This is a genomic window from Mesorhizobium sp. M0029 (assembly GCF_040323735.1).
Taxonomy (GTDB): domain Bacteria; phylum Pseudomonadota; class Alphaproteobacteria; order Rhizobiales; family Rhizobiaceae; genus Mesorhizobium.
In genome coordinates, this window is the sequence record NZ_JAMYVF010000014.1 from 97,858 (window position 1) to 117,642 (window position 19,785).

Genomic DNA, 19,785 nt, shown 5'->3' on the forward strand with positions numbered 1-19,785 from the left:
CCGGCGTCGGAACAGGCCTCGGCCGGCGCCGATCCTGTTACACGCAACCGTTCGTGACCCGCTCCGGGGCTTGTGCCCGGACGCGCCGTCAAATAGCTTCCGGCGCGGATCAGAGGGCGGTCTCAAGGAGATTTCCATGGCGGGACTTTTGCGGAGCGTCGCTGCGGCGCTGCTCCTTTTGTCGATGACTTCGCTCGGCTTTGCCGCCAACAAGGTCATCATCATTCTTGACGCTTCGGGCTCGATGTGGGCCCAGATCGACGGCAAGCCGAAGCTCGAGATCGCGCGCGAATCGCTGAGGACCGTGCTGCAGTCGGTCCCGGGCGACGACGAGATCGGCTTCATGGCCTATGGCCACCGCGAAAAGGGCAGCTGCGACGACATCGAACTGATCGTGCCGCCGCAAGCCGGCTCGGCCAGCGCCATTTCGGCCGCTGCCGACAGCCTGAAATTCCTCGGCAAGACGCCGCTGACCGCAGCCGTCAAGCAGGCGGCCGAAGCTCTGAAATACACCGAGGACAAGGCGACCGTGGTTCTCATCACCGATGGGCTTGAAACCTGCGAAGGTGACCCGTGCGCGCTGGGCAAGGAACTGGAGGCCTCAGGCGTCGATTTCACCGTCGACGTCGTCGGCTTCGGCCTGACCGCTGACGAGGGCAAGCAGATCGCCTGCCTTGCCGACAACACCGGCGGCAAATATATCCAGGCCTCGGACGAGAAGGCGCTGCAGGAAGCACTGGTCGAAACCGTCGCCGCGCCGGCTCCGGCGCCGGCACCCGAACCCGCTCCGGCGCCTGCCCCTGAACCGGCAAAGCCCGAATTCAATTTCATCCCGAGCGTGGTCATGGCGGAAGGCGGCGATCCGATCACCGACGGCAATGCCTGGGAGGTCTACAAGGCCAAGGCCGATGGCACGCGCGGCTACAACGTCACCACCGAATACGGCGCCTACAAGGGCAATCTGGAGCCGGGCGACTACATCATCGTCGCGCGCGACGGGGAGGCCAAGACCGAACAAAAGCTCAAGGTCGAGGCAAGCCAGATCTACAAGCCGCTCTTCACCCTGAATGCCGGCACGCTCATCATTCATCCGCGACCAAGCGTGGGGGCGGATGTTGTCGATGGCGCGGCTGTCGTGATCGACTATCCGGGCGCCGATAACCCCGCGACCTACTATGGCACCACCAAGGTGGTGTTGCCGGCCGGCGACGAGAAAGTGACTGTCACCATCGGCCAGGGCGTGGCTACCGAGACGATTCCGCTCGCTGCCGGCAAGACGGTCGAAAAGGACATCATCGTCGGCGTCGGGCATGTCGTGGCCAACGCCTACTATGTCGCCGGCGGCGACAAGGCCGATGGTTCAGGCATCGGCTTCAAGGTCTTCAAGGCGAAAAAGAAGATCGACGGGACCAGGGAAGAGGTGACCTACTCCTATGGCCCTGACAGCAAGTTCGATCTGCCGGCCGATGACTATGTGTTGATTGCGACGGTCGACCTCGCGGTCGTCGAGCGGCCGTTCACCGTCAAGGTCGGCGAATTCCAGGATGTGAAGGTCGCCATGAACGCCGGCGTGCTGGCAATCACCGCGCCCGGCGCTTCAAAGATCGAGATTTTCGAGGCTAAGAAAGACATCAACGGCAATCGCAAGTCGCTTGGCTACGCTTACGACCAGAAGTATCAGGCGGCGATAGCGACCGGCGATTATGTGGTCGTTTCGGAGAAGTCGGACAACAGCTCGAAGGAAGGCACCGTAACGGTCAAGGCCGGCGAGCGAGCCGAGCTCACGGTGCAATAGGATCGTATGGACGAACGCAAAAAAGGGCGGCCACGAGTCGCCCTTTTTCATGGATAAGGCAATCTGGTCAGGCAGTGGCGAAAGCACTGGCGCCATGGTCGGCGCGGCCGACCAGCTGGCGGAAACCGGCGAACAGTTCGCGGCCGAAACCGAACTCGTTGCCGATGAGATCGATGTCGGCCGTGCGGCGCAGCGCGAGCTCAGGCCCCGGCACCAGCGCTTCCAGCGTGCCGGCATCGGCGTCGAGCCGGATGATGTCGCCGTCATGGATCCTGGCGATCGGCCCTTCCTCGACCGCTTCCGGCGTTACATGGATCGCCGCCGGCACCTTGCCGGAAGCGCCAGACATGCGCCCGTCCGTGACCAGCGCGACGCGCTGGCCACGATCCTGCAGGATGCCGAGCACGGTGGTCAGCTTGTGCAGTTCCGGCATGCCGTTTGCCTTCGGGCCCTGGAAGCGGATGACGGCGATGAAGTCGCCGGTCAGCGTGCCGGCCTTGAAGGCTTCGTTCAGTCCCTGCTGGCTGTCGAACACCTTGGCCGGCGCCTCGATGACGCGGCGGTCCGGCTTCACGGCGGACGTCTTGATGACGGCGTGGCCGAGATTGCCGGCGAGCACCTTCAGGCCGCCGGTCGGCTGGAAGGCTTTCTTGAACGGCGCCAGCACCTTCTCGTCGCCGCTCTGCAGCGGCGAGGCTTCACGCACGACGCCGCCATCTTCGCCGAGCCGGGCCTCGACCGCATAGGGCCTCAGGCCTTCGCCCCATACCGTCTGCACATCCTCATGCAGGATGCCTTCGTCGAGCAATTCGCGGATCAGGAAGCCGAGCCCGCCGGCGGCATGGAAATGGTTCACGTCGGCAAGCCCGTTCGGATAGACGCGCGCGAGAAGCGGCACCGCTTCCGACAGGTCGGAAATGTCCTGCCAGGTAAGCGTGATGCCGGCGGCCGCCGCCATGGCGATGAGATGGATGGTGTGGTTGGTAGAGCCGCCGGTGGCGTGCAGGCCGACGACGCCATTGACGAAAGAGCGCTCGTCGATCATGCGGCCTACCGGCGTGTAGGCGTTGCCGAGCGCGGTGATCGCCAGGGCTCGCCTGGTCGCCTCGCGCGTCAGCGCGTCGCGCAGCGGCGTGCCTGGATTGACGAAGGACGCGCCGGGCGTATGCAGGCCCATGATCTCCATCAGCATCTGGTTGGAGTTGGCGGTGCCATAGAAGGTGCAGGTGCCCGGCCCGTGATAGGATTTAGACTCCGCTTCGAGCAGTTCTGCGCGTCCGGCCTTGCCCTCGGCATAGAGCTGGCGAACCTTGGCCTTCTCGTCATTGGGCAGGCCCGTCGTCATCGGCCCGGCCGGCACGAACACCGCCGGCAGATGGCCGAAGGTGAGAGCCGCGATCACAAGCCCCGGTACGATCTTGTCGCAGACGCCGAGATAGACGGCGGCGTCGAACATGTTGTGCGACAGGCCGATCGCCGCCGACATGGCGATGACGTCGCGCGAAAACAGCGACAGCTCCATGCCGGGCTGTCCCTGGGTCACGCCGTCGCACATGGCGGGCACGCCGCCGGCCACTTGCGCGATGCCGCCAACTTCCTTCGCGGCTTCCTTGATCAGCGCCGGGAAGGTTTCGAAGGGCTGATGCGCCGACAGCATGTCATTGTAGGAGGTGATGATGCCGAGGTTCGGCACCTTGTCGGCGCCGAGCGCCAGCTTTTCAGACGGGCTGCAGACGGCAAAGCCATGCGCGAGGTTGCCGCAAGACAGGACGCCGCGGTTGGCGGTGCGGCTGGAGGCCTCGGCGATGCGGCCGAGATAGCGCTCGCGGCCGGCTTTCGAGCGTTGGCGGATGCGTTCCGTGATGGCTTCGATGTCGCGTCTGGCTGTCATGGTCGGTCCTTTCGAGCCCCGGAAGAACGTCCTCCACCGTCTGCCGGGACTACTTTGCGTGAAATCAGGGTGCCCAGAACACCTCTACCGGGGTGGGTGCCGCTTCGAGCACTTTGCGGATGGGCTTTTTCGCACCCGGTCCCATCGCACCGTCGAAGGCGGTGCGCTTGTCCTCGCCTTCTATATGCAGCGCGATGAAGCCGGCGCCGACGATCCGCGCCAGCGGCAGCGTCAACCGGGGTTCGCCGGCGCTTGCCGCGTGAACCGGCAGCACGATCCTTGATGAGGCCGGGTCGAGCAAATCGCCGAGATTCTCGGCGTCGGGAAAGAACGAGGCGGTGTGGCCGTCGCCGCCCATGCCGAGCACGACGACATCGAGGGGCCAGGGCAGAGCCTTCAGCGCCGCATCGTCGGCCGCCGCGGCGGTCTCGATGCTTGCCGCCTCATGGTAGAGCGGCACGAAGTGCGCGGCAGCCGCCTTGTTCTGCAGCAGGTTGGCCGCCACCAGCCCCGCATTCGAGCGCGGCGAGGAGGCCGGCACGAACCGTTCGTCGACCAGCGTCACCGTCACCTTGTTCCAGGCGATCGGAATGGCCGAAAGTGCTGCAAAGAACTTTGCCGGCGTGGTGCCGCCGGAAACGGCAAGCAGGGCCGTGCCGCGCTCGTCGATGGCCTTGGTCAGGCGCGCCGCGACATTGCCGGCAAGGGCTGCCGCCAGGTCCTGGCGCCCGGCAAAGCCGTTCCAGTTATAGACGGGCTCGCTCAATTGCTTTCGTGCCATGTCCGCCCGTCGCGTTCGATCAGCGCAATCGAGGCCGAGGGACCCCATGTGCCGGCCGTATAGCCTTGCGCCTCCTGCCTGGCGCTTTCCCAGGCGTTCTGGATCGGGTCGATCCACTTCCATGCCGCCTCGACCTCGTCGCGGCGCATGAACAGCGTCTGGTTGCCGCGGATAACATCCATGATCAGCCGTTCATAGGCGTCCGGCGCGCGACCGTCGAAAGATGTTGCAAAGCTCATGTCGAGCGGAATCTGGCGCAGCCGCATGCCGCCCGGGCCTGGATCCTTGATCATGATGAACTGCTTGACGCCTTCGTCGGGCTGCAGCCGGATCACCAGTTGGTTGGCTGAGATCGGCCCGGCGCTGTCGCCGAAGATCGAATGCGGGATCGGCTTGAACTCGATGACGATTTCCGAAACGCGGGTCGCCAGCCTTTTGCCGGTCCGGAGATAGAACGGCACGCCGGCCCAGCGCCAATTGCCGATCTCGGCCTTGATGGCGACGAAGGTCTCGGTGGAGCTGTCTTTGCCGAGTTCCTCGACATAGCCTTTCACCGCGCCGCCTGCAGAGGCGCCGGCGCGGTACTGCCCGCGCACGGTGTGCTTGGGTGCCTCATTGCCGTTGATGCGCTTCAGCGCCCGCAGCACCTTCAGCTTCTCGTCGCGCACGGCATCGGCATCCATCGACGATGGCGCCTCCATGGCAACCAGGCAGAGCAGCTGCAGCATGTGGTTCTGCACCATGTCGCGCAGCGCGCCGGCCTTGTCGTAGTAGGTGACGCGGTCTTCAAGACCGACGGTCTCGGCCACCGTGATCTGCACATGGTCGATATGGGCAGAATTCCAAAGCGGCTCATAGAGCGCGTTGGCAAAGCGCAGCGCCATCAGATTCTGCACCGTCTCCTTTCCGAGATAGTGGTCGATGCGGAAGATCTGGCTTTCGTGGAAGTCGTCTCCAACCACGTCGTTGAGCTTGCGCGCCGAATCGAGGTCGCGGCCGATCGGCTTCTCCAGCACGATACGTGAATTCGGCGTGATGAGATTGTGGGCTTTCAGCTGGTGCGAGATGTCGCCGAACAGCGCCGGCGCCACCGCCAGATAGAAAGCGCGGATGCGGTCGCTTTCGCCGATCGCCTTTTTCAGCTTGTCGAAGCCGGCACCAGTCGTCGCGTCGGCCGATACGTAGGACAGCCGGGCAAGAAATGTCTTGAGTTCCTCGGCGTCGATGTCGGCCGGCTTAACATGCTGGGAAATCGCCTGCTTGGCGAAAGCCTGGAATTCCTCGTCGCTCATCTTGGAGCGCGAGGTGCCGATGATGCGGGTCGGCTCGGAAAACTGGTGGTCGCGCTGGCGGTGGTAGAGCGAGGGCAGCAGCTTGCGTTCCGACAGGTCGCCGGTGCCACCGAAAATGATGAAGTCGAAAGGCTCGACGGGAATGATCTGGCTGGTCATGGTCTGTCCGCTTTGACGCCGCTCGCTGTGACGCGGCAGGATATAATCTAATCGATTTAAACTATCCAGTGCCATGGTGTCACATCGAGGCCAAATCACTGCATATTGATTCGCTCCAAATGTGCCTTGACACTGGCTGCTCCCCGGAGGCTTTTCGTCAAGCGATGGTCCCGGGGCTTTCGCGCCTGCAACATAAAGCGGGAATGTGACGAAAGCTAATGCGTGTCGCCCAGAAGTGCGAAGCGGTTCTGGGAGACAGACACGCATCAAACAAAAAGGAAAATGCGCTTGCGAGGTGGGTCTTCAATGAGCGGAAAAAGCATGCGTCTGGAAAACAAGGTCGCCGTCATGACGGGTGCTGCGTCAGGTTTCGGCGAAGGCATGGCCAGGCGCTTTGCCGAAGAGGGCGCCAAGGTCGTCGTCGCCGACCTCAACGCCAAGGGCGCGGAGCGCGTTGCAGCAGAGATCGGCCAGGCCGCGATCTGGACCCAGACCGACGTTTCGCAGCGTTCCGAATTCGACGAGATGGTCTATGCCGCAAAAAGCGCCTTCGGCCGCATCGATATCATGGTCAACAATGCCGGCTACACCCATCGCAATGGCGACATGCTCGACGTCGACGAGGCGACCTTCGACCTGATCACTTCAGTCAACATGAAGGCGATCTATCACGCCGCACTTGCCGTGGTGCCGATCATGGAGCGGCAGGGCGGCGGCGTCATCCTGACCACGGCTTCGACCGCCGGTCTGCGGCCGCGGCCGGGGCTCACCTGGTACAATGCCTCGAAGGGCTGGGCGATCACCGCGACCAAGTCGATGGCGGTCGAACTCGCGCCCAAGAACATCCGCGTGAACTGCCTTTGCCCGGTCGCCGGCGAGACCGGCATGCTGGAGAAATTCATGGGCACTGACACGCCGGAGATCCGCGAGAAATTCCGTGCCTCGATACCGCTCGGCCGTCTGTCGACGCCGCTCGATATCGCCAACGCTGCGCTTTGGCTTGCGTCGGACGAAGCCGCCTTCATCACCGGTGTGGCGCTGGAGGTCGACGGCGGCCGCTGCATTTGAGCAATTCGGGAAGTACCTCGCTGTTCGCAATGCATGGCAGACAGAGCAATGTCGGCAAGAGTTCGCATCGGTGCGCCGGCCGGCCGAGGAACGAACAGTTGACGTCGTCACGCCGGACCCCAGTTTGACTTCTCGATCCCCCGAAAGGCATAACGGATCGTGGATAGTGTTGGCGGGTGATGAAGATCAGGCAGCAGAAAAGTCGCTACGATCTGGGATGGCGGCTGCGGCTTTACCTGGCCACGCGTGCGCGGGCACAAAGCAAGGCGATTTTCATCGGCATTACCGGAAGCTCCGGCAAGACCACGGCGGGAAGCCTGCTTGGACACATCCTGGCCGGTCATGGTTCGGTCCATACACAGGTTCTGGCCAACACGATGAAACTGTTGGTCTCGACGCTATCCAGGCGAATGGGAAAGGGCGGCAAAACCGACTACGTCGTCTTCGAGGCTGCTGCATTCGGCCCGGATACAATGAAGCCCATGGCCGAATTGCTTCGCCCCAACGTGGCTGTTGTCACAATGGTCCGGCTGGAGCATCGCGCCAGTTTCAAGACTGTCGAAAACGTCGCACGAGAAAAAAGCGCCCTGGTCGCGGCGCTGGAGCCGGGCGGCTTCGCGATGCTCAATGCCGATGACCCTCTTGTGATGGGCATGGCCTCGGCGAGCGATTGCCGTTCCGTCACATTCGGCACATCGGAGCAGGCGGATTATCGCGTCAGCGATATCGAGGCCTCCTATCCCAAGCCGTTGCGGTTCTCGCTCCACTGGCGCGGCGGTGTGCTCGATATCGAGACGTCGTTCCCCGGCGAGCATTTCTGGCTGCCGACTTCAGCGGCGGTGGCAACCGCTCTTGAGCTGGGCGTGCCTGCGCAGATGGTCAAGCACAGGATCGCGACGTTCCAGCCTCTGGAAAATCGCGGCCAGGTGCTCGTCGCGGGTGGCCCCCACTTCATCGTGGATGCCGCAAAGGCGCCCTGGCATTCGCTGAGCCTTGCCTTCGACATGGTAGCCGGATCGACATTCGGGCGAAAACGTATCGTTCTTGGCCAGCTATCGGATTTTTCCGGCTCGAATAACAGATATGCCCAAGCCTACAGCAGCGCGCGCGAGATTGCAGACCAGGTGATTTATGCCGGCGATCATGCCCATCGCTCCAAGGCGAACCAGGCAGATCGCGACAGCGGCCGCTTCATCGAATTGCGCACGGCCAGGGAAGTGTCGGACTACATCGCCCAAACCGCGCAGCCTGACGAGTTGATCCTGCTCAAGAGCTCGTCCAATCTGCACCTCGAGCGTGTCGCTCTTGCCTGGACCCACGACGTCCAGTGCTGGGTTTCGGTATGCGGCAAGACCGAGGGATGCGAGCAATGCGGCCTCTATGAAGTGCCGTTTGAGCAGCACCGTGAGTTTGTGGCGCAGAGAAAATCGAAGCGCCGCAAGCACAGACTGCTGCGGCTCCTCGGCCGCTAGAATCTTTGGCTGAAGCACGCCAGCGCCCGTTTGACTCTGGAACTTGGCACGACGCATATTAGGCTGGGCTAAAAGCTGGCGGGGTGTGAAACTGGAATTGCTGAAAATTCGCAAGGACTTGGGCTGGGCGCTGCGACGGCTGCAGGCGCGCTGGGTGCGGGCGCGTAACAAGGCGACGTTCATCGGCATTACCGGCAGCTCCGGCAAATCCACATCCACCAGCCTGCTTGCACACATACTGGCCGCCCAAGGCAAGGTGCATCTACAGGCCCAGGCCAATACAATGCCTGCGCTCATCCGAACGCTTTACAAGCGCCTGAGGAAGGCCGGCAAAGTCGATTACGTCGTTTTCGAAGCCGGCGCTTCCGACTTCGGCACGATCAGCGCCATGGCGCAGATGCTGAAGCCGAGTGTGGCGGTGGTTACGATGATCCGTCTGGAGCATTTCGGCAAGTTCAAGACTCTGGAAGCTGTGGCGGGAGAGAAGCGGGCGCTGGTCGGGGCACTCCAACCTGATGGACTTGCGGTTCTCAATTGCGATGACCCACTGGTGATCGGCATGGCGTCTGGCGCGAAATGCCGGATTGCGACCTTCGGCCAGTCCGGCGAGGCAGACTACCGCGTGAGTGACGTGCATGCCGCGTATCCGGAATTGCTGCGGTTCACCCTTCATTGGCGCGGTGGCAGCCTGAATATTCAAGCGCCTTTTCCCGGCGAGCAATTCTGGCTGCCGACTGCAGCGGCTGTTGCCGCCGCCTTGGAACTTGGCGTCCCGCCAGAGCAAGTCGTAGCGAGAACGGCATCGTTTGCACCACTGCCCAACCGCTCTACGGTGCAAGAGGTATCCGCGGGTCCGAAATTCCTGGTCGATACGGCCAAAGCGCCCTGGCATTCGCTCAACATTGCCCTGGAGATGATTGCAAAGGCCAAGGGTGCTCGCAAGCGCATTGTGCTGGGGCAGATATCGGACTACGCCGGCTCGTCGAGGAAATACGGCGCCGCCTACAACATCGCGCGCGAAATCGCCGATGAGGTCATTTATACCGGCGACAATGCGCATCGCTCGCGCGCCAGCCAGGCCGACCGCGACAGCGGCCGTTTCCTTGAGCTTCGCACTGCCAAGGAAGTTTCGGATCATATCAAACGGACGGCAGTCCCAGGAGAACTGATTCTGCTGAAAAGTTCGTCCAACCTTCATCTGGAAAGGATCGCGCTCGCCTGGACACACGACGTCAAATGCTGGGTCCCGATATGCCGCAAGTCGGAAAGCTGCCAAATGTGCGGCCTCTATGAGGTGCCGTTCGAGGAACACCGGGATTTCCTGGCGAAGCGCAAACTTGCTCGCAGGAGACACCGTTTCAGGTGGTTGCTCGGCGGCTGACCAGATCTGGCGGCTTGCGTCTCAAGCCCCGGTCTTGATGTAGCTCTTGTAGATCCAGCCGCGCTTGCCGTTGTAGACGATCTGGCACCATTTCTTGCAACTTACCACCTGCACCGACGACTTGGCGGGCACGGTCCCCATGGCGGCGGCGTTTTTCTGCGGACCGCTGCGCATTGTCACCGTCCAGAGGATGCGTCCGGTGCCGGCGGCAGCAGCCACCTTCTGTGGCTTGGCCTTGGCCTGGGTATCGTTCGTTGCGGCGGAAGATTGCTCGTCTGGAAGTTGCGGTTTTGGCGTCGGTATGGCGGCGGTTTCCGCGTCGTCGTCATTGGCGGGAGCAGCGACCTTTGACAACTGCGTCGTGGCGTCGCCCTGGGCCGCCGGTTCTTCGAATGCCGCGGCATCGGACGGTTTGGCGGCAGCCTGCTCGGTAGGCGCCTGATCGGATGGCGTCGCGGCAGGGTCGCTGTTGGATTGCGCCGCATTCCAGCGCGGATCGTTGGCCGACAGCGGCGGCATCGCAGCCCCACCCACAGCGACCGTCGATGAAACCGCGTCGCCCTTGCGCGCGGCTTGTGGCGCCGCTACCGCGGCAGCCGTCGCCGCGACCGGGGCAATCTTGGTCGTCTTGACCGGTAAAGTCGGAACGTTCTGCTGTGTGCTGGCGATCGCTTGCCGGTCGTTGGCCGGCAATGCCAGCCAAAGCGCTATGCCCGCCACGCCAAGCAGCGCTGCGGTGCCGACCGCGGCGATCACCAGATGCGAATTCGTGCGCACCCCCTGCCAGAAGGAGGGCCGCATGTCATAACCGAATTGCATGGCGAAGCGCCGACGTTCCGGCGCGCCGAAACTGAAGGGCTCGTTCACTCTTGCCACCTCCAAAAGATGGGCCGGTGTTCTTTCGATCGGCGCCGGCAGCCCGGCATTCGATCGGCATCGGTCCCACAACAAAGCGGGCAGGCCCGCAGAAATCCCCGTTCAATCGCCCAGAACCGGCATCCTTTGCCCTTGATTGTGGCATCAGTGCGCCCTCAGGGGAATTGTGCGCTCTTGTTAAGGATTCTGCAACGTCTCGCTGCGGCAACCAACAGCTCAATAGAATCAGCTCAGTACCAGCCACGGCTGATATGAGATACTTTCCCTATATTCGGTCCCTCAGGGCAAACCAGTTCAGTGCCAAGAACAATAATGGCGTTCTAAATCGCCGGCCGCCGGGAAAAGCCGGGATGTTCAGGTCCTCGATCAGCTTCAGTCTGTCGCGGTTGCCGGCGACGGTCTGGGCATAGAGCTTGCCGAAGAAGTTCGACAGCATCACGCCGTGGCCGGAATAGCCTCCGGCCGAGATCACATTGGGCATCACCTCGCGCACGAACGGTTTCCTGGGCATGGTGATGCCGACATAGCCGCCCCAGCCATGGGTGATCTCGACATCGCTCAGCTCCGGATAAAGCTCGGCTATCTGCCGGCGGATATGGACATGGATGTCCTTCGGATCGTTGACGCCATAGACCTCGCGCCCGCCGAACAGCAGCCTTCCATCCCTGGATTTGCGGAAATAACGCACGACGAAACGCGAATCGTCGACCGCCTCGCCGCCCGGCAGCACTTTCGAATCCACGCCCAGCGGCACCGTCGCGCCGATGAAGGAACCGATGGGCATGATGTGCGCGGCACTCACCGGCTCCAGCGTGCCGCCATAGGCATTTACACCGATCAGGCATTTCTGGGCGGTGATGGTGCCTCTCGGAGTCGTCACCCTGACCTTGCCGCCGCTGGAGGTAACACCGGTCGATAGTGTCTGCTCGAACAGGTGCGCGCCGGCCGCTGCCGCCACCTTTGCCGTGCCGATCACCAGCTTCATCGGGTGGATGTGTCCGGTGCCGGTGTCGCGGGTGCCGCCGAAGTAGCGTGTGGAGCCCAGCCGTTCGGCCGTTTCCCTGGCATCCATGAAGGCGATGTGCGGATAATTGAAGCGGCCGGCCATGATCTCGGCATGCGCCTTGTAGTCGTCGAGATAACGCGGCTTGTGCGCCACGGACAACTGGCCGGGCATATAGTCGATGTCGATCTGGTTGACGGCGGCGAATTCGAGCAGGTGCGCTTTCGCCTCCTCGGCAAGGTCGAACAGCGCCTTGGCGCGGGAGAAGCCGTATTCGGCCTCCATCTCTTCGGCCCAGGCGCGCTGGCCCGTGCCGAGCTGGCCGCCATTGCGCCCTGAAGCGCCGTCGCCGAAGCGATGCGCCTCGATCAGAACGACGTCGGCTCCCGCCTTCGCCAAATGAGCGGCCGCCGACAGCCCGGTGAAGCCTCCGCCGACCACGACGACGTCGCAGCTGCGGTCGCCGTCCAGGGCAGGGTACTCAGGGCGTGGTCCGGCTGTGTCTTCGTACCAAGAGCGACCGGGGGAGATAGGTGATTGGTAAGGCATGGGGACACCAGCCAATGGTGAATGGTGAATGGCTGCGAGACGCACGACGTCTGCGCTCATCCATCCAATATGAAACTACTCACCATTCACTATTCACCATTCACACGACGAAGTCGCCGCTCACACGTTGAGCAACAGATACTCCCGCTCCCACGGGCTGATCACTTCCATGAAGGTCTCGAACTCCGCCCGCTTGATCGCTGCATAGGTTGCGGCAAAGGACTTGCCCAGAAGAGCGCACAGTTCCTCGTCGCCTTCGAAAAGGTCGACGGCTTCGAGCAGGCCGCGTGGCAGGTCGATCTCATCGGCGTTTGCGGTGGTCAGCACCGGAGGCTCGGCCTTGATCTTGTTGGTGATGCCGATCAGCCCGCAGGCAAGTGAGGCCGCCAGCGCCAGATAGGGGTTGGCGTCGGAAGACGGGATGCGGTTTTCGACACGCCGCGCCGCCGGATCCGAGCGCGGCACGCGGAACGCCGTGGTGCGGTTGTCATAGCCCCATTTGTTGTTGACCGGCGCCGAGGCCGACTGCGTCAGCCGGCGGTAGGAATTGACGTAGGGAGCAAACATCACCAGTGCGTTCGGCACATGCTTCTGCATGCCGCCGATGAAATGGAAGAAGTCGTCGGTTTCCGAGCCGTCCTTCGCCGAAAAGATGTTCAGCCCGGTCTTCTTGTCGATGATCGACTGGTGGATGTGCATGGCAGAACCTGGCTGGCCCTGGATCGGCTTGGCCATGAAGGTGGCATAGATCTCATGCTTCAGCGCTGCCTCGCGAATGGTGCGTTTGAACATGAACACCTGATCGGCGAGCTCGACCGGATCGCCGTGACGCAGATTGATCTCGAGCTGGCCGGCGCCTTCCTCGTGGATCAGCGTGTCGATCTCCAGGCCCTGGCTTTCGGAGAAATGGTAGATGTCGTCGATCAGTTCGTCGAACTCGTTGACGCCGGCGATCGAATAGCCGGCTCCGCCGCCGATTGGCCGCCCGGAACGCCCGACTGGTGGCGTCAATGGGTAATCCGGGTCGGGGTTCTTGCGCACCAGATAGAATTCGATCTCGGGCGCCACCACCGGCTTCAGCCCGCGCTTGTCATAGGCTGCCACCACGCGCTTCAGGACGTTGCGCGGCGTGAACTCGACCGAGCGGCCATCCTGATGGACGAGGTCGCAGATGACGGCGGCCGTCGGGTCTTCTTCCCACGGCACCACGGTCAACGTCGACAGATCCGGCATCAGCTTCAGGTCGCCATCATCCTCCGGATAGTGGAAACCGTTGCCGTCCTCGGGATAGCCGCCCGAAATCGTCGTCATGAACACTGCCGATGGCAGCGCCAGCGAGGTGTTGGAAGTGAATTTCTTCGATGGCATCATCTTGCCGCGCGCGACGCCGGCCTGATCAGGCGTGATGCATTCTATGTCTTCGATGCCGCGCCATTCCAGCCAAGCGCTGACTTCCTTCCAGTTCTTCACGCCGCGTTGATTTTTCACGAAGGCAGGCGTTCGGACGCGTCCTCCGCGGGTCGACGGACGGACTTCCTTTTTCGCAGGCGGCATCATTCACCAGTTTGGGTTGCAATTATCACAGTATAGCTGTTGCCGGTGATGGAAGGGAAGGGGAGCTGCCTGTCTTCGCCTTCCTGGTTGAAAATCGCGCCACGCAGATTAGGGTCAACCTCCCGCAGATCGAGCAGCAGAAGACACCGTATGCCAGGCAAATTGACCACGATCGGCTTCGACGCCGACGATACCCTATGGCAGAACGAACAGTTCTTCCGCCTGACCGAGAAGCATTTTGCAACCCTACTCGCCGACCATGGCGAGGGCGAGCACATTTCGGCACGGCTGCTGGAGGCCGAGAAGCGCAACCTTGCCGTCTACGGCTTCGGCATCAAGGGCTTTACCTTGTCGATGATCGAGACGGCAATAGAAGTGACCGAGGGCCGTGTGCCGGGGTCGACCATCGCCGAAATCCTTGCCGCCGGCCGCGACATGCTGGGACATCCGGTCGAGGCTTTGCCGCATGCGCGTGAGACCGTGGAAAGGCTCGCCGGCGCCTACCATCTGGTGCTGATCACCAAGGGCGATCTGTTCGACCAGGAGCGCAAGCTGGCGGCGTCCGGCCTTGGCGACCTGTTCGATGCCGTCGAGATCGTCAGCGACAAGAGCGCCGCCACCTATGCCAGGATCTTTGGCCGTCACGGCAGCCCGCAGACCAGCATGATGGTCGGCAATTCGCTCAAGTCGGACGTGGTGCCGGCCATCGAGGCCGGGAGCTGGGGTGTGTACGTCCCGCACGAACTGACCTGGGTGCTCGAACATGTCGAACCGCCGGTGGCAGCACCGCGCTTCCGCCAGATTGTCGATCTTGGCGAACTGCCGGCTTTGATCGAGAGCATCGGCAAGGAAGGCTGACCGCCCCGCACGCGTTCGGGCGGATTGCGATCAGCCGCGCCCGAGACTGATCAGCCGGTCGACCACCGGCTGCAGCCTTTCGGTGGTGATCGGCTTGGTTACCACCACATCTACCACGCTCGACAGGCCCAGGCTGTCGGGCGTGCCGGTCTTGGTTGAAAGCAGGATCACCTTGGGGAGCGACCGCCCAGATGTCCGCCGCAAGGCGTCGATGGCCGCCATCAGCGCGCGGCAGTCCTCGTTGTCGGGGCCGCCATCGAGAACAACGGCGCCCGGAATGAGGGTTCGCAATGTCTTGGCCGCCATTTCGGGCGACTCGGAGATCGGCTTCAGTCCGGACTTCTCGACGATCTTCGACACCACCACCCGGTTGATCGGCGATTTTCCAACGACCAGCACGTGGGAGAAATCCGTTGATATCTCGGAGTTCGCGTCCCTGCTTGACGAATTCAGATGTTTGGCGGTGTCGGTCTCGCGGTTCACAGGGCACATGGGCGGGGCGGGCACTCGGCGCTGCTTCAATGCAGGGTTGAAATCCGAGAGCCAATTGGCGTGAGATCGCCCGCCATGTCAAGCTGAAATGACGGACCTGCGAAATATAGCCGGAAATATTAAACCTCGGAGATAAGGTCTGTTTTCGAACTGTAGTTAAGTTTACGCTCAAAAGCGAAAGTCACCCGTGCTGAAAACCCGCGGGTGACGTTGAAATCGGCCAGTGAGCGGCGGGGCCCATAAGTTCCACAAGCACAAAGCTTCCGTAAGGGAAAGATCAGCCGTGACTCTTCTGCGTGACGATCACCGGGATCAGCAGGTCGCCCCAATTGCCGTCGCCGCCATGATGCCGGGCCGAGCGCACCAGTTCCACCGAGACGCCGGCCTCGACTGCCTTCATCACCGATTGATTGAGCCTGTGCAGGTCGTTGGCCAGCATGCGGATGGTCGCCTGTTGGTCGACACTCATCGTGGTGGACTGCTCGTCTGCACGTTCCTTGACGCGGCTTATCGATGCCATTTTCTTCTCCCTTGCCCTTCGGGCGTTTCCTCTGTTGGTTATGTCGATCGGTTCATTCCGCTGCCGGCTTGAACTGGGCGTGCTCGGTGGATTCATGCATGGCGGTGGTGGACGACTGGCCGCCGCTGATCGCCATCGACACGGCGTCGAAATAGCCGGTGCCGACCTCGCGCTGGTGCTTGGTCGCGGTGTAGCCGTGGACTTCCGCCGCGAACTCGGCTTCCTGCAGTTCGGAGTAAGCCGCCATTTGCCGCGCCTTGTAGCCGCGGGCCAGTTCGAACATGCCGAAGTTGAGCTGGTGGAACCCGGCCAATGTGATGAATTGGAACTTGTAGCCCATGGCGCCGAGCTCGCGCTGGAACTTGGCGATCGTCGCGTCGTCGAGGTTCTTCTTCCAGTTGAACGACGGCGAGCAATTATAGGCGAGCAGCTTGCCCGGATGATGCCTGCGCACGCCCTCGGCGAACTTCTTGGCCTGCGCCAGATCGGGCTTGGAGGTCTCGCACCAGACCAGGTCGGCATGCGGCGCATAGGCAATGGCGCGCGCTATGCACGGTTCGATGCCGTTCCTGACCTGGTAGAAGCCTTCAACCGTGCGGCCGGCATCGTAGTCGACGAAAGGCTGGTCGCGCTCGTCAATGTCGGAGGTCAGAAGCTTTGCCGCTTCCGCATCGGTGCGTGCCACGACTAGCGTCGGCGTGCCCATCACGTCGGCCGCCAGACGCGCCGCGTTGAGGTTGCGGATATGCGCGGCGGTCGGGATCAGCACTTTGCCGCCGAGATGACCGCACTTCTTCTCAGAGGCCAGCTGGTCCTCATAGTGGACGCCGGCAGCGCCGGCCTCGATGAACGCCTTCATGATCTCGAAGGCGTTGAGCGGTCCGCCGAAGCCGGCCTCGGCATCGGCGACGATCGGCGCGAACCAGGTGTCGACCGACAGGCCGTTGCCTTCCGAGGTCTCGATCTGATCGGCGCGCTGCAGCGTGCGGTTGATGCGCTTGACCAGTTCGGGCGCCGCATTGGCGGGATAGAGCGACTGGTCCGGATACATGGCCGACGCGGTGTTGGCGTCGGCGGCTACCTGCCAGCCCGAGAGATAGATTGCCTTCAGCCCGGCACGCACCTGCTGCATCGCCTGGTTGCCCGACATGGCGCCGAGTGCATTGACGAAGTCTTCCTCGTGGATGAGCTTCCACAGCCGGTTGGCGCCCATTTCGGCAAGACTCTGGCGTATCTGGACCGACCCGCGCAGCCGCTTCACATCGTCCGGCGAATAGGCTCGTTCGATGCCGTCGAAGCGGCCTTCGGGCGCGGATGGGACAAGATTGTAAAAATCAGTCATTGGTCACTCCAGATCAATCGATGCCAGTGTCTTGAAACGCCGCACCCTGGGATGGTGTGCGTCGTCTGTGTGTGACATCATTTACATTGCGCCGCGACGAGAGCGAGGAAAAAACGCCATTTCCGGTAGAAAATAAGAGAAAACCTGTGTTGTGTTTGACTGCTTGCCGCTGTAAATCTGTCATGATTGTAAAAAGATGGTGCGCCGTTCATCGCTCGCAAGTCGTGTAAATTCCTGTCAAGGAAAGCCGATGGCCGACCAGAAGATATTCGCCGGGCCGCGCATCCGCCGCATCCGCATCGCCAAAGGCCTGACCCAGACGGCGATGGCCGAGGGGCTCGGCATCTCGCCGTCCTATCTCAACCTGATCGAGCGCAACCAGCGGCCGCTGACGGTGCAACTGATCCTGAAGCTGGCCTCTGTCTACAAGGTCGACCCGCATGAATTGCAGGGTGAGGCGAGAGGGTCGATCTCGGCCTTGAAGGAAGTGTTCGGCGACCCGCTGCTTGCCGGTGAATTGCCGGGGGACCAGGAACTGATCGAACTGGCCGAGGCAGCCCCCAACGCATCGGCTGCGATGATAAAACTGTTTCGCGCTTACCGCGAGCAGGCCGAGCGGCTGTCCGATCTCAACGAGCTTCTGGCGCGCGAGGGCCGCGCCACGGCGCTGTCCGGTGCGCGGCTGCCGATCGACGAAGTGCACGAGATTTTCGAGCGCCGGCCGAACCATTTTGCAGCACTGGAGGAAGAGGCCGAGGCCTTCACCTCGGTGCTCGACCCCGGCGACGATCTGTTCGGCGCGTTGAAGGCGTGGCTGAAGCGCGAGTATGGCATTGTCGTTAAAGTGCTGCCGGTCGCCACCATGCCGAACTGGCGCCGCCGTTATGACCGTCATTCGCAGCGTCTTTTTCTATCGGAGCGGCTGTCGCCGTTCGACCAGTTGCGCGAAGTCGCCATGGAGGCCTGCCTGATCCGCATGACGGTCGCGATCGCCGGCGAAATTCAGGCGCTGAAGCTCGGTACGGACGAAGCCCGCCGGCTCGCCCGCTTCGAGTTCGGCCGCTACGCCGCCCATGCCTTGATGATGCCCTATCAGGCCTTTCATGCCGCCGCCGTGCGGGCTCGTTACGATATCGATGTGCTGCGCTCGCGTTTCGGCGTCTCCTTCGAACAGGCGGCGAACCGCCTGACCATGCTGCAGCGTCCTGGCTTGTCCGGGGTCCCGTTCTTCATGCTCGAGGTCGACAATGCCGGCAACCGCTTCCGCAAGGCCGGCGGACAGGGCTTTCCGCAAAGCCGCTTTGGCGGCGGCTGCCCGAAACTGCCGGTCCATGCCGCTTTCGCTTCGCCTGGCCAAATCCTGGTCGAGGCGGTGGAAATGCCCGACGGCGCCGAGTTCCTCTGCATCGCACGCACGCTCGAGGGGCCGCAGGGTTCGTTCTCCGAGCGCCCGCGCCGCACCGCGCTGCTGTTGGGCTGCGATATCGGCTTTCGCGACGAGACCGTCTATGGCGCCGGGCTGCCGGCAAAGGCCGGACAGGGCGCCGCCACGCCGGTCGGTCCCGCTTGCCGGCTGTGCGAACGCATCGGCTGCCTCGCCCGCGCCGAGCCGCCGGTGACCCGTCCGCTGGGCCTGGACGAGATGGTGACGGGCCTGAGCGCCTTCGATTTCCAGTGATGCTTCTCGGGATGGAGGTCGCGGAAGACTGCAGCTGTTTGCGCTAAGCAATAGAGCGCGGCCCGAACCATCGCCGAACCAAATATTGATTAAGCATCGGCGCTGCGCTATCGAAGGTGAGCTGCAGGGCAGCCAAGGGGGGGACGGCTTATGAACAGGAAAGCTTTGTGGCTTGGCGTGGCGCTCGCCCTTTTGGCGGGGCCTGTTCTGGCAGAAAAATCCTCGGAATTCTTCAAGGACTATCAACAGTATAGTGACGACGGCAAGGCATTCCTGGACAAGATCGACCCCAAGGCCGGCATGATCGACCTTCTCGAAGGCATCCATCTCGATCTCAAGGACAAGTTCTATTTTCTGGGCAAGAAGGACGCGACCTCCGTCCTGACCGAGGCCTGGGGCAATCCGGCTGATACCGCGTCCGAAGCAATCGGCATGATCTTCCCGGCCAAGTACGAGCCCATCGCCGGCAACGGTTGGGGCATCGAATTGCGCTATGAAAAGATCGGCCATGTCGATGACGCCGACGCCGCATCCATCGACTATACCGAATTGCTGAGCAGCATGCAGGCGGACACGCTGTCGGGCAATGATCAGCGGGTGAAGGACGGCTTTCCCCCGATCAAGCTGATCGGCTGGGCCTCGCCGCCGGTCTATGATTTCGTCCACAAGCGGCTGCACTGGGCCAAGGAACTGCAGTTCGGAGACGATACCGTCCACACGCTCAATTACGACGTCCGTTTCCTCGGCCGGGAAGGCGTCTTCGTGATGAGCTACATCGCTACGGTTGAACAATTGCCGGAGATCAAGCAGAGCCTGGACGAAGTGCTGGGCGTGGCGGACTTCAACACCGGCAAGAAATACACCGATTTTCTGCCCGGCACCGACACGGTCGCCGCGGTTGGCATTGGCGGCCTCATCGCTGGAAAACTCGCGGCAAAGGCCGGCCTGATTGCGGTCGCGCTCATCGCCCTGAAAAAGTTCGGCATTCTGCTGCTGGTACCGTTGGCCGGTCTTTGGCGCTTTATCCGCGGCAACAAGGGCATGTCCTAGAAACGGCGGTGTTTGCCCGTATGG

At 62.4% G+C, this 19,785-nt stretch carries 17 protein-coding genes; 7 read left to right on the forward strand and 10 right to left on the reverse strand.

Annotated elements, in window-relative coordinates; all coding sequences use genetic code 11:
- Positions 1 to 136: 136 nt before the first annotated feature.
- A complete protein-coding gene (locus NKJ76_RS22225; protein ID WP_352538362.1) occupies positions 137 to 1,795 on the forward strand; it encodes a vWA domain-containing protein in 1,659 nt (552 codons plus the stop codon).
- Between the two features lie 67 nt (positions 1,796 to 1,862).
- Here the strand turns inward: NKJ76_RS22225 and edd are convergent, their stop codons facing one another.
- The 3 genes from edd to zwf form a co-directional block, all read right to left on the reverse strand.
- Positions 1,863 to 3,686 (reverse strand): phosphogluconate dehydratase, encoded by a 1,824-nt coding sequence (gene edd / locus NKJ76_RS22230; protein WP_352538363.1) that lies wholly within the window; start codon positions 3,684 to 3,686, stop codon positions 1,863 to 1,865.
- Between the two features lie 64 nt (positions 3,687 to 3,750).
- On the reverse strand, positions 3,751 to 4,467 hold the full coding sequence (pgl, locus tag NKJ76_RS22235; protein ID WP_023692386.1) for a 6-phosphogluconolactonase: 717 nt from the start codon (positions 4,465 to 4,467) through the stop codon (positions 3,751 to 3,753).
- Positions 4,449 to 5,918 carry a glucose-6-phosphate dehydrogenase gene (gene zwf / locus NKJ76_RS22240; protein WP_023669307.1) on the reverse strand — a complete coding sequence of 490 codons (1,470 nt, stop codon included), beginning with the start codon at positions 5,916 to 5,918 and terminating at the stop codon, positions 4,449 to 4,451. The genes pgl and zwf overlap by 19 nt, the downstream gene beginning before the upstream one ends.
- Before the next feature lie 321 nt (positions 5,919 to 6,239).
- Between zwf and NKJ76_RS22245 the strand changes: the two genes are divergently transcribed.
- On the forward strand, positions 6,240 to 6,986 hold the full coding sequence (locus tag NKJ76_RS22245; protein WP_352538398.1) for an SDR family oxidoreductase: 747 nt from the start codon (positions 6,240 to 6,242) through the stop codon (positions 6,984 to 6,986).
- A 107-nt stretch (positions 6,987 to 7,093) separates the two neighbouring features.
- Here the strand turns inward: NKJ76_RS22245 and NKJ76_RS22250 are convergent, their stop codons facing one another.
- On the reverse strand, positions 7,094 to 7,330 hold the full coding sequence (locus NKJ76_RS22250) for a hypothetical protein (protein ID WP_352538402.1): 237 nt from the start codon (positions 7,328 to 7,330) through the stop codon (positions 7,094 to 7,096).
- Between NKJ76_RS22250 and NKJ76_RS22255 the strand changes: the two genes are divergently transcribed.
- Together NKJ76_RS22255 and NKJ76_RS22260 are read left to right on the forward strand one after the other, a co-directional pair.
- Complete coding sequence (locus NKJ76_RS22255; RefSeq protein ID WP_352538399.1) at positions 7,223 to 8,458, forward strand: Mur ligase family protein; 1,236 nt, start codon at positions 7,223 to 7,225, stop codon at positions 8,456 to 8,458. The genes NKJ76_RS22250 and NKJ76_RS22255 overlap by 108 nt on opposite strands.
- Before the next feature lie 85 nt (positions 8,459 to 8,543).
- The gene (locus NKJ76_RS22260) at positions 8,544 to 9,839 is read left to right on the forward strand and encodes a Mur ligase family protein (protein ID WP_352538364.1); all 1,296 of its coding nucleotides are present in this window, start codon (positions 8,544 to 8,546) and stop codon (positions 9,837 to 9,839) included.
- A gap of 21 nt (positions 9,840 to 9,860) precedes the next feature.
- Here NKJ76_RS22260 and NKJ76_RS22265 read toward each other — a convergent pair whose 3' ends face one another.
- The 3 genes from NKJ76_RS22265 to NKJ76_RS22275 form a co-directional block, all read right to left on the reverse strand.
- On the reverse strand, positions 9,861 to 10,706 hold the full coding sequence (locus tag NKJ76_RS22265) for an SH3 domain-containing protein (RefSeq protein WP_352538365.1): 846 nt from the start codon (positions 10,704 to 10,706) through the stop codon (positions 9,861 to 9,863).
- 274 nt (positions 10,707 to 10,980) lie between these two features.
- Entirely contained in the window at positions 10,981 to 12,267 is a 1,287-nt protein-coding gene (locus NKJ76_RS22270) for an NAD(P)/FAD-dependent oxidoreductase (protein ID WP_023746247.1), read from the reverse strand.
- A gap of 120 nt (positions 12,268 to 12,387) precedes the next feature.
- Positions 12,388 to 13,824, reverse strand: a complete 1,437-nt coding sequence (locus NKJ76_RS22275; protein ID WP_023681878.1) for a glutamine synthetase family protein — start codon at positions 13,822 to 13,824, stop codon at positions 12,388 to 12,390.
- Positions 13,825 to 13,971: 147 nt separating this feature from the next.
- On the opposite strand from NKJ76_RS22275, the gene NKJ76_RS22280 reads away from it, so the two are divergent.
- Positions 13,972 to 14,679 (forward strand): HAD family hydrolase, encoded by a 708-nt coding sequence (locus NKJ76_RS22280; protein WP_352538366.1) that lies wholly within the window; start codon positions 13,972 to 13,974, stop codon positions 14,677 to 14,679.
- 30 nt (positions 14,680 to 14,709) lie between these two features.
- On the opposite strand, the gene NKJ76_RS22285 is transcribed toward NKJ76_RS22280, so the two are convergent.
- The 3 genes from NKJ76_RS22285 to aceA all read right to left on the reverse strand — a co-directional run bounded on the left by NKJ76_RS22285 (position 14,710) and on the right by aceA (position 17,033).
- On the reverse strand, positions 14,710 to 15,171 hold the full coding sequence (locus NKJ76_RS22285) for a response regulator (protein ID WP_023669317.1): 462 nt from the start codon (positions 15,169 to 15,171) through the stop codon (positions 14,710 to 14,712).
- A 277-nt stretch (positions 15,172 to 15,448) separates the two neighbouring features.
- Positions 15,449 to 15,691 (reverse strand): SMc00767 family acetate metabolism repressor, encoded by a 243-nt coding sequence (locus NKJ76_RS22290; protein WP_352513154.1) that lies wholly within the window; start codon positions 15,689 to 15,691, stop codon positions 15,449 to 15,451.
- A gap of 52 nt (positions 15,692 to 15,743) precedes the next feature.
- Positions 15,744 to 17,033 carry an isocitrate lyase gene (gene aceA, locus NKJ76_RS22295; RefSeq protein WP_352538367.1) on the reverse strand — a complete coding sequence of 430 codons (1,290 nt, stop codon included), beginning with the start codon at positions 17,031 to 17,033 and terminating at the stop codon, positions 15,744 to 15,746.
- Between the two features lie 250 nt (positions 17,034 to 17,283).
- On the opposite strand from aceA, the gene NKJ76_RS22300 reads away from it, so the two are divergent.
- Together NKJ76_RS22300 and NKJ76_RS22305 are read left to right on the forward strand one after the other, a co-directional pair.
- Positions 17,284 to 18,711 carry a helix-turn-helix domain-containing protein gene (locus NKJ76_RS22300; RefSeq protein WP_352538368.1) on the forward strand — a complete coding sequence of 476 codons (1,428 nt, stop codon included), beginning with the start codon at positions 17,284 to 17,286 and terminating at the stop codon, positions 18,709 to 18,711.
- 150 nt (positions 18,712 to 18,861) lie between these two features.
- Complete coding sequence (locus NKJ76_RS22305) at positions 18,862 to 19,761, forward strand: DUF2167 domain-containing protein (protein WP_352538369.1); 900 nt, start codon at positions 18,862 to 18,864, stop codon at positions 19,759 to 19,761.
- Positions 19,762 to 19,785: the final 24 nt, after the last annotated feature.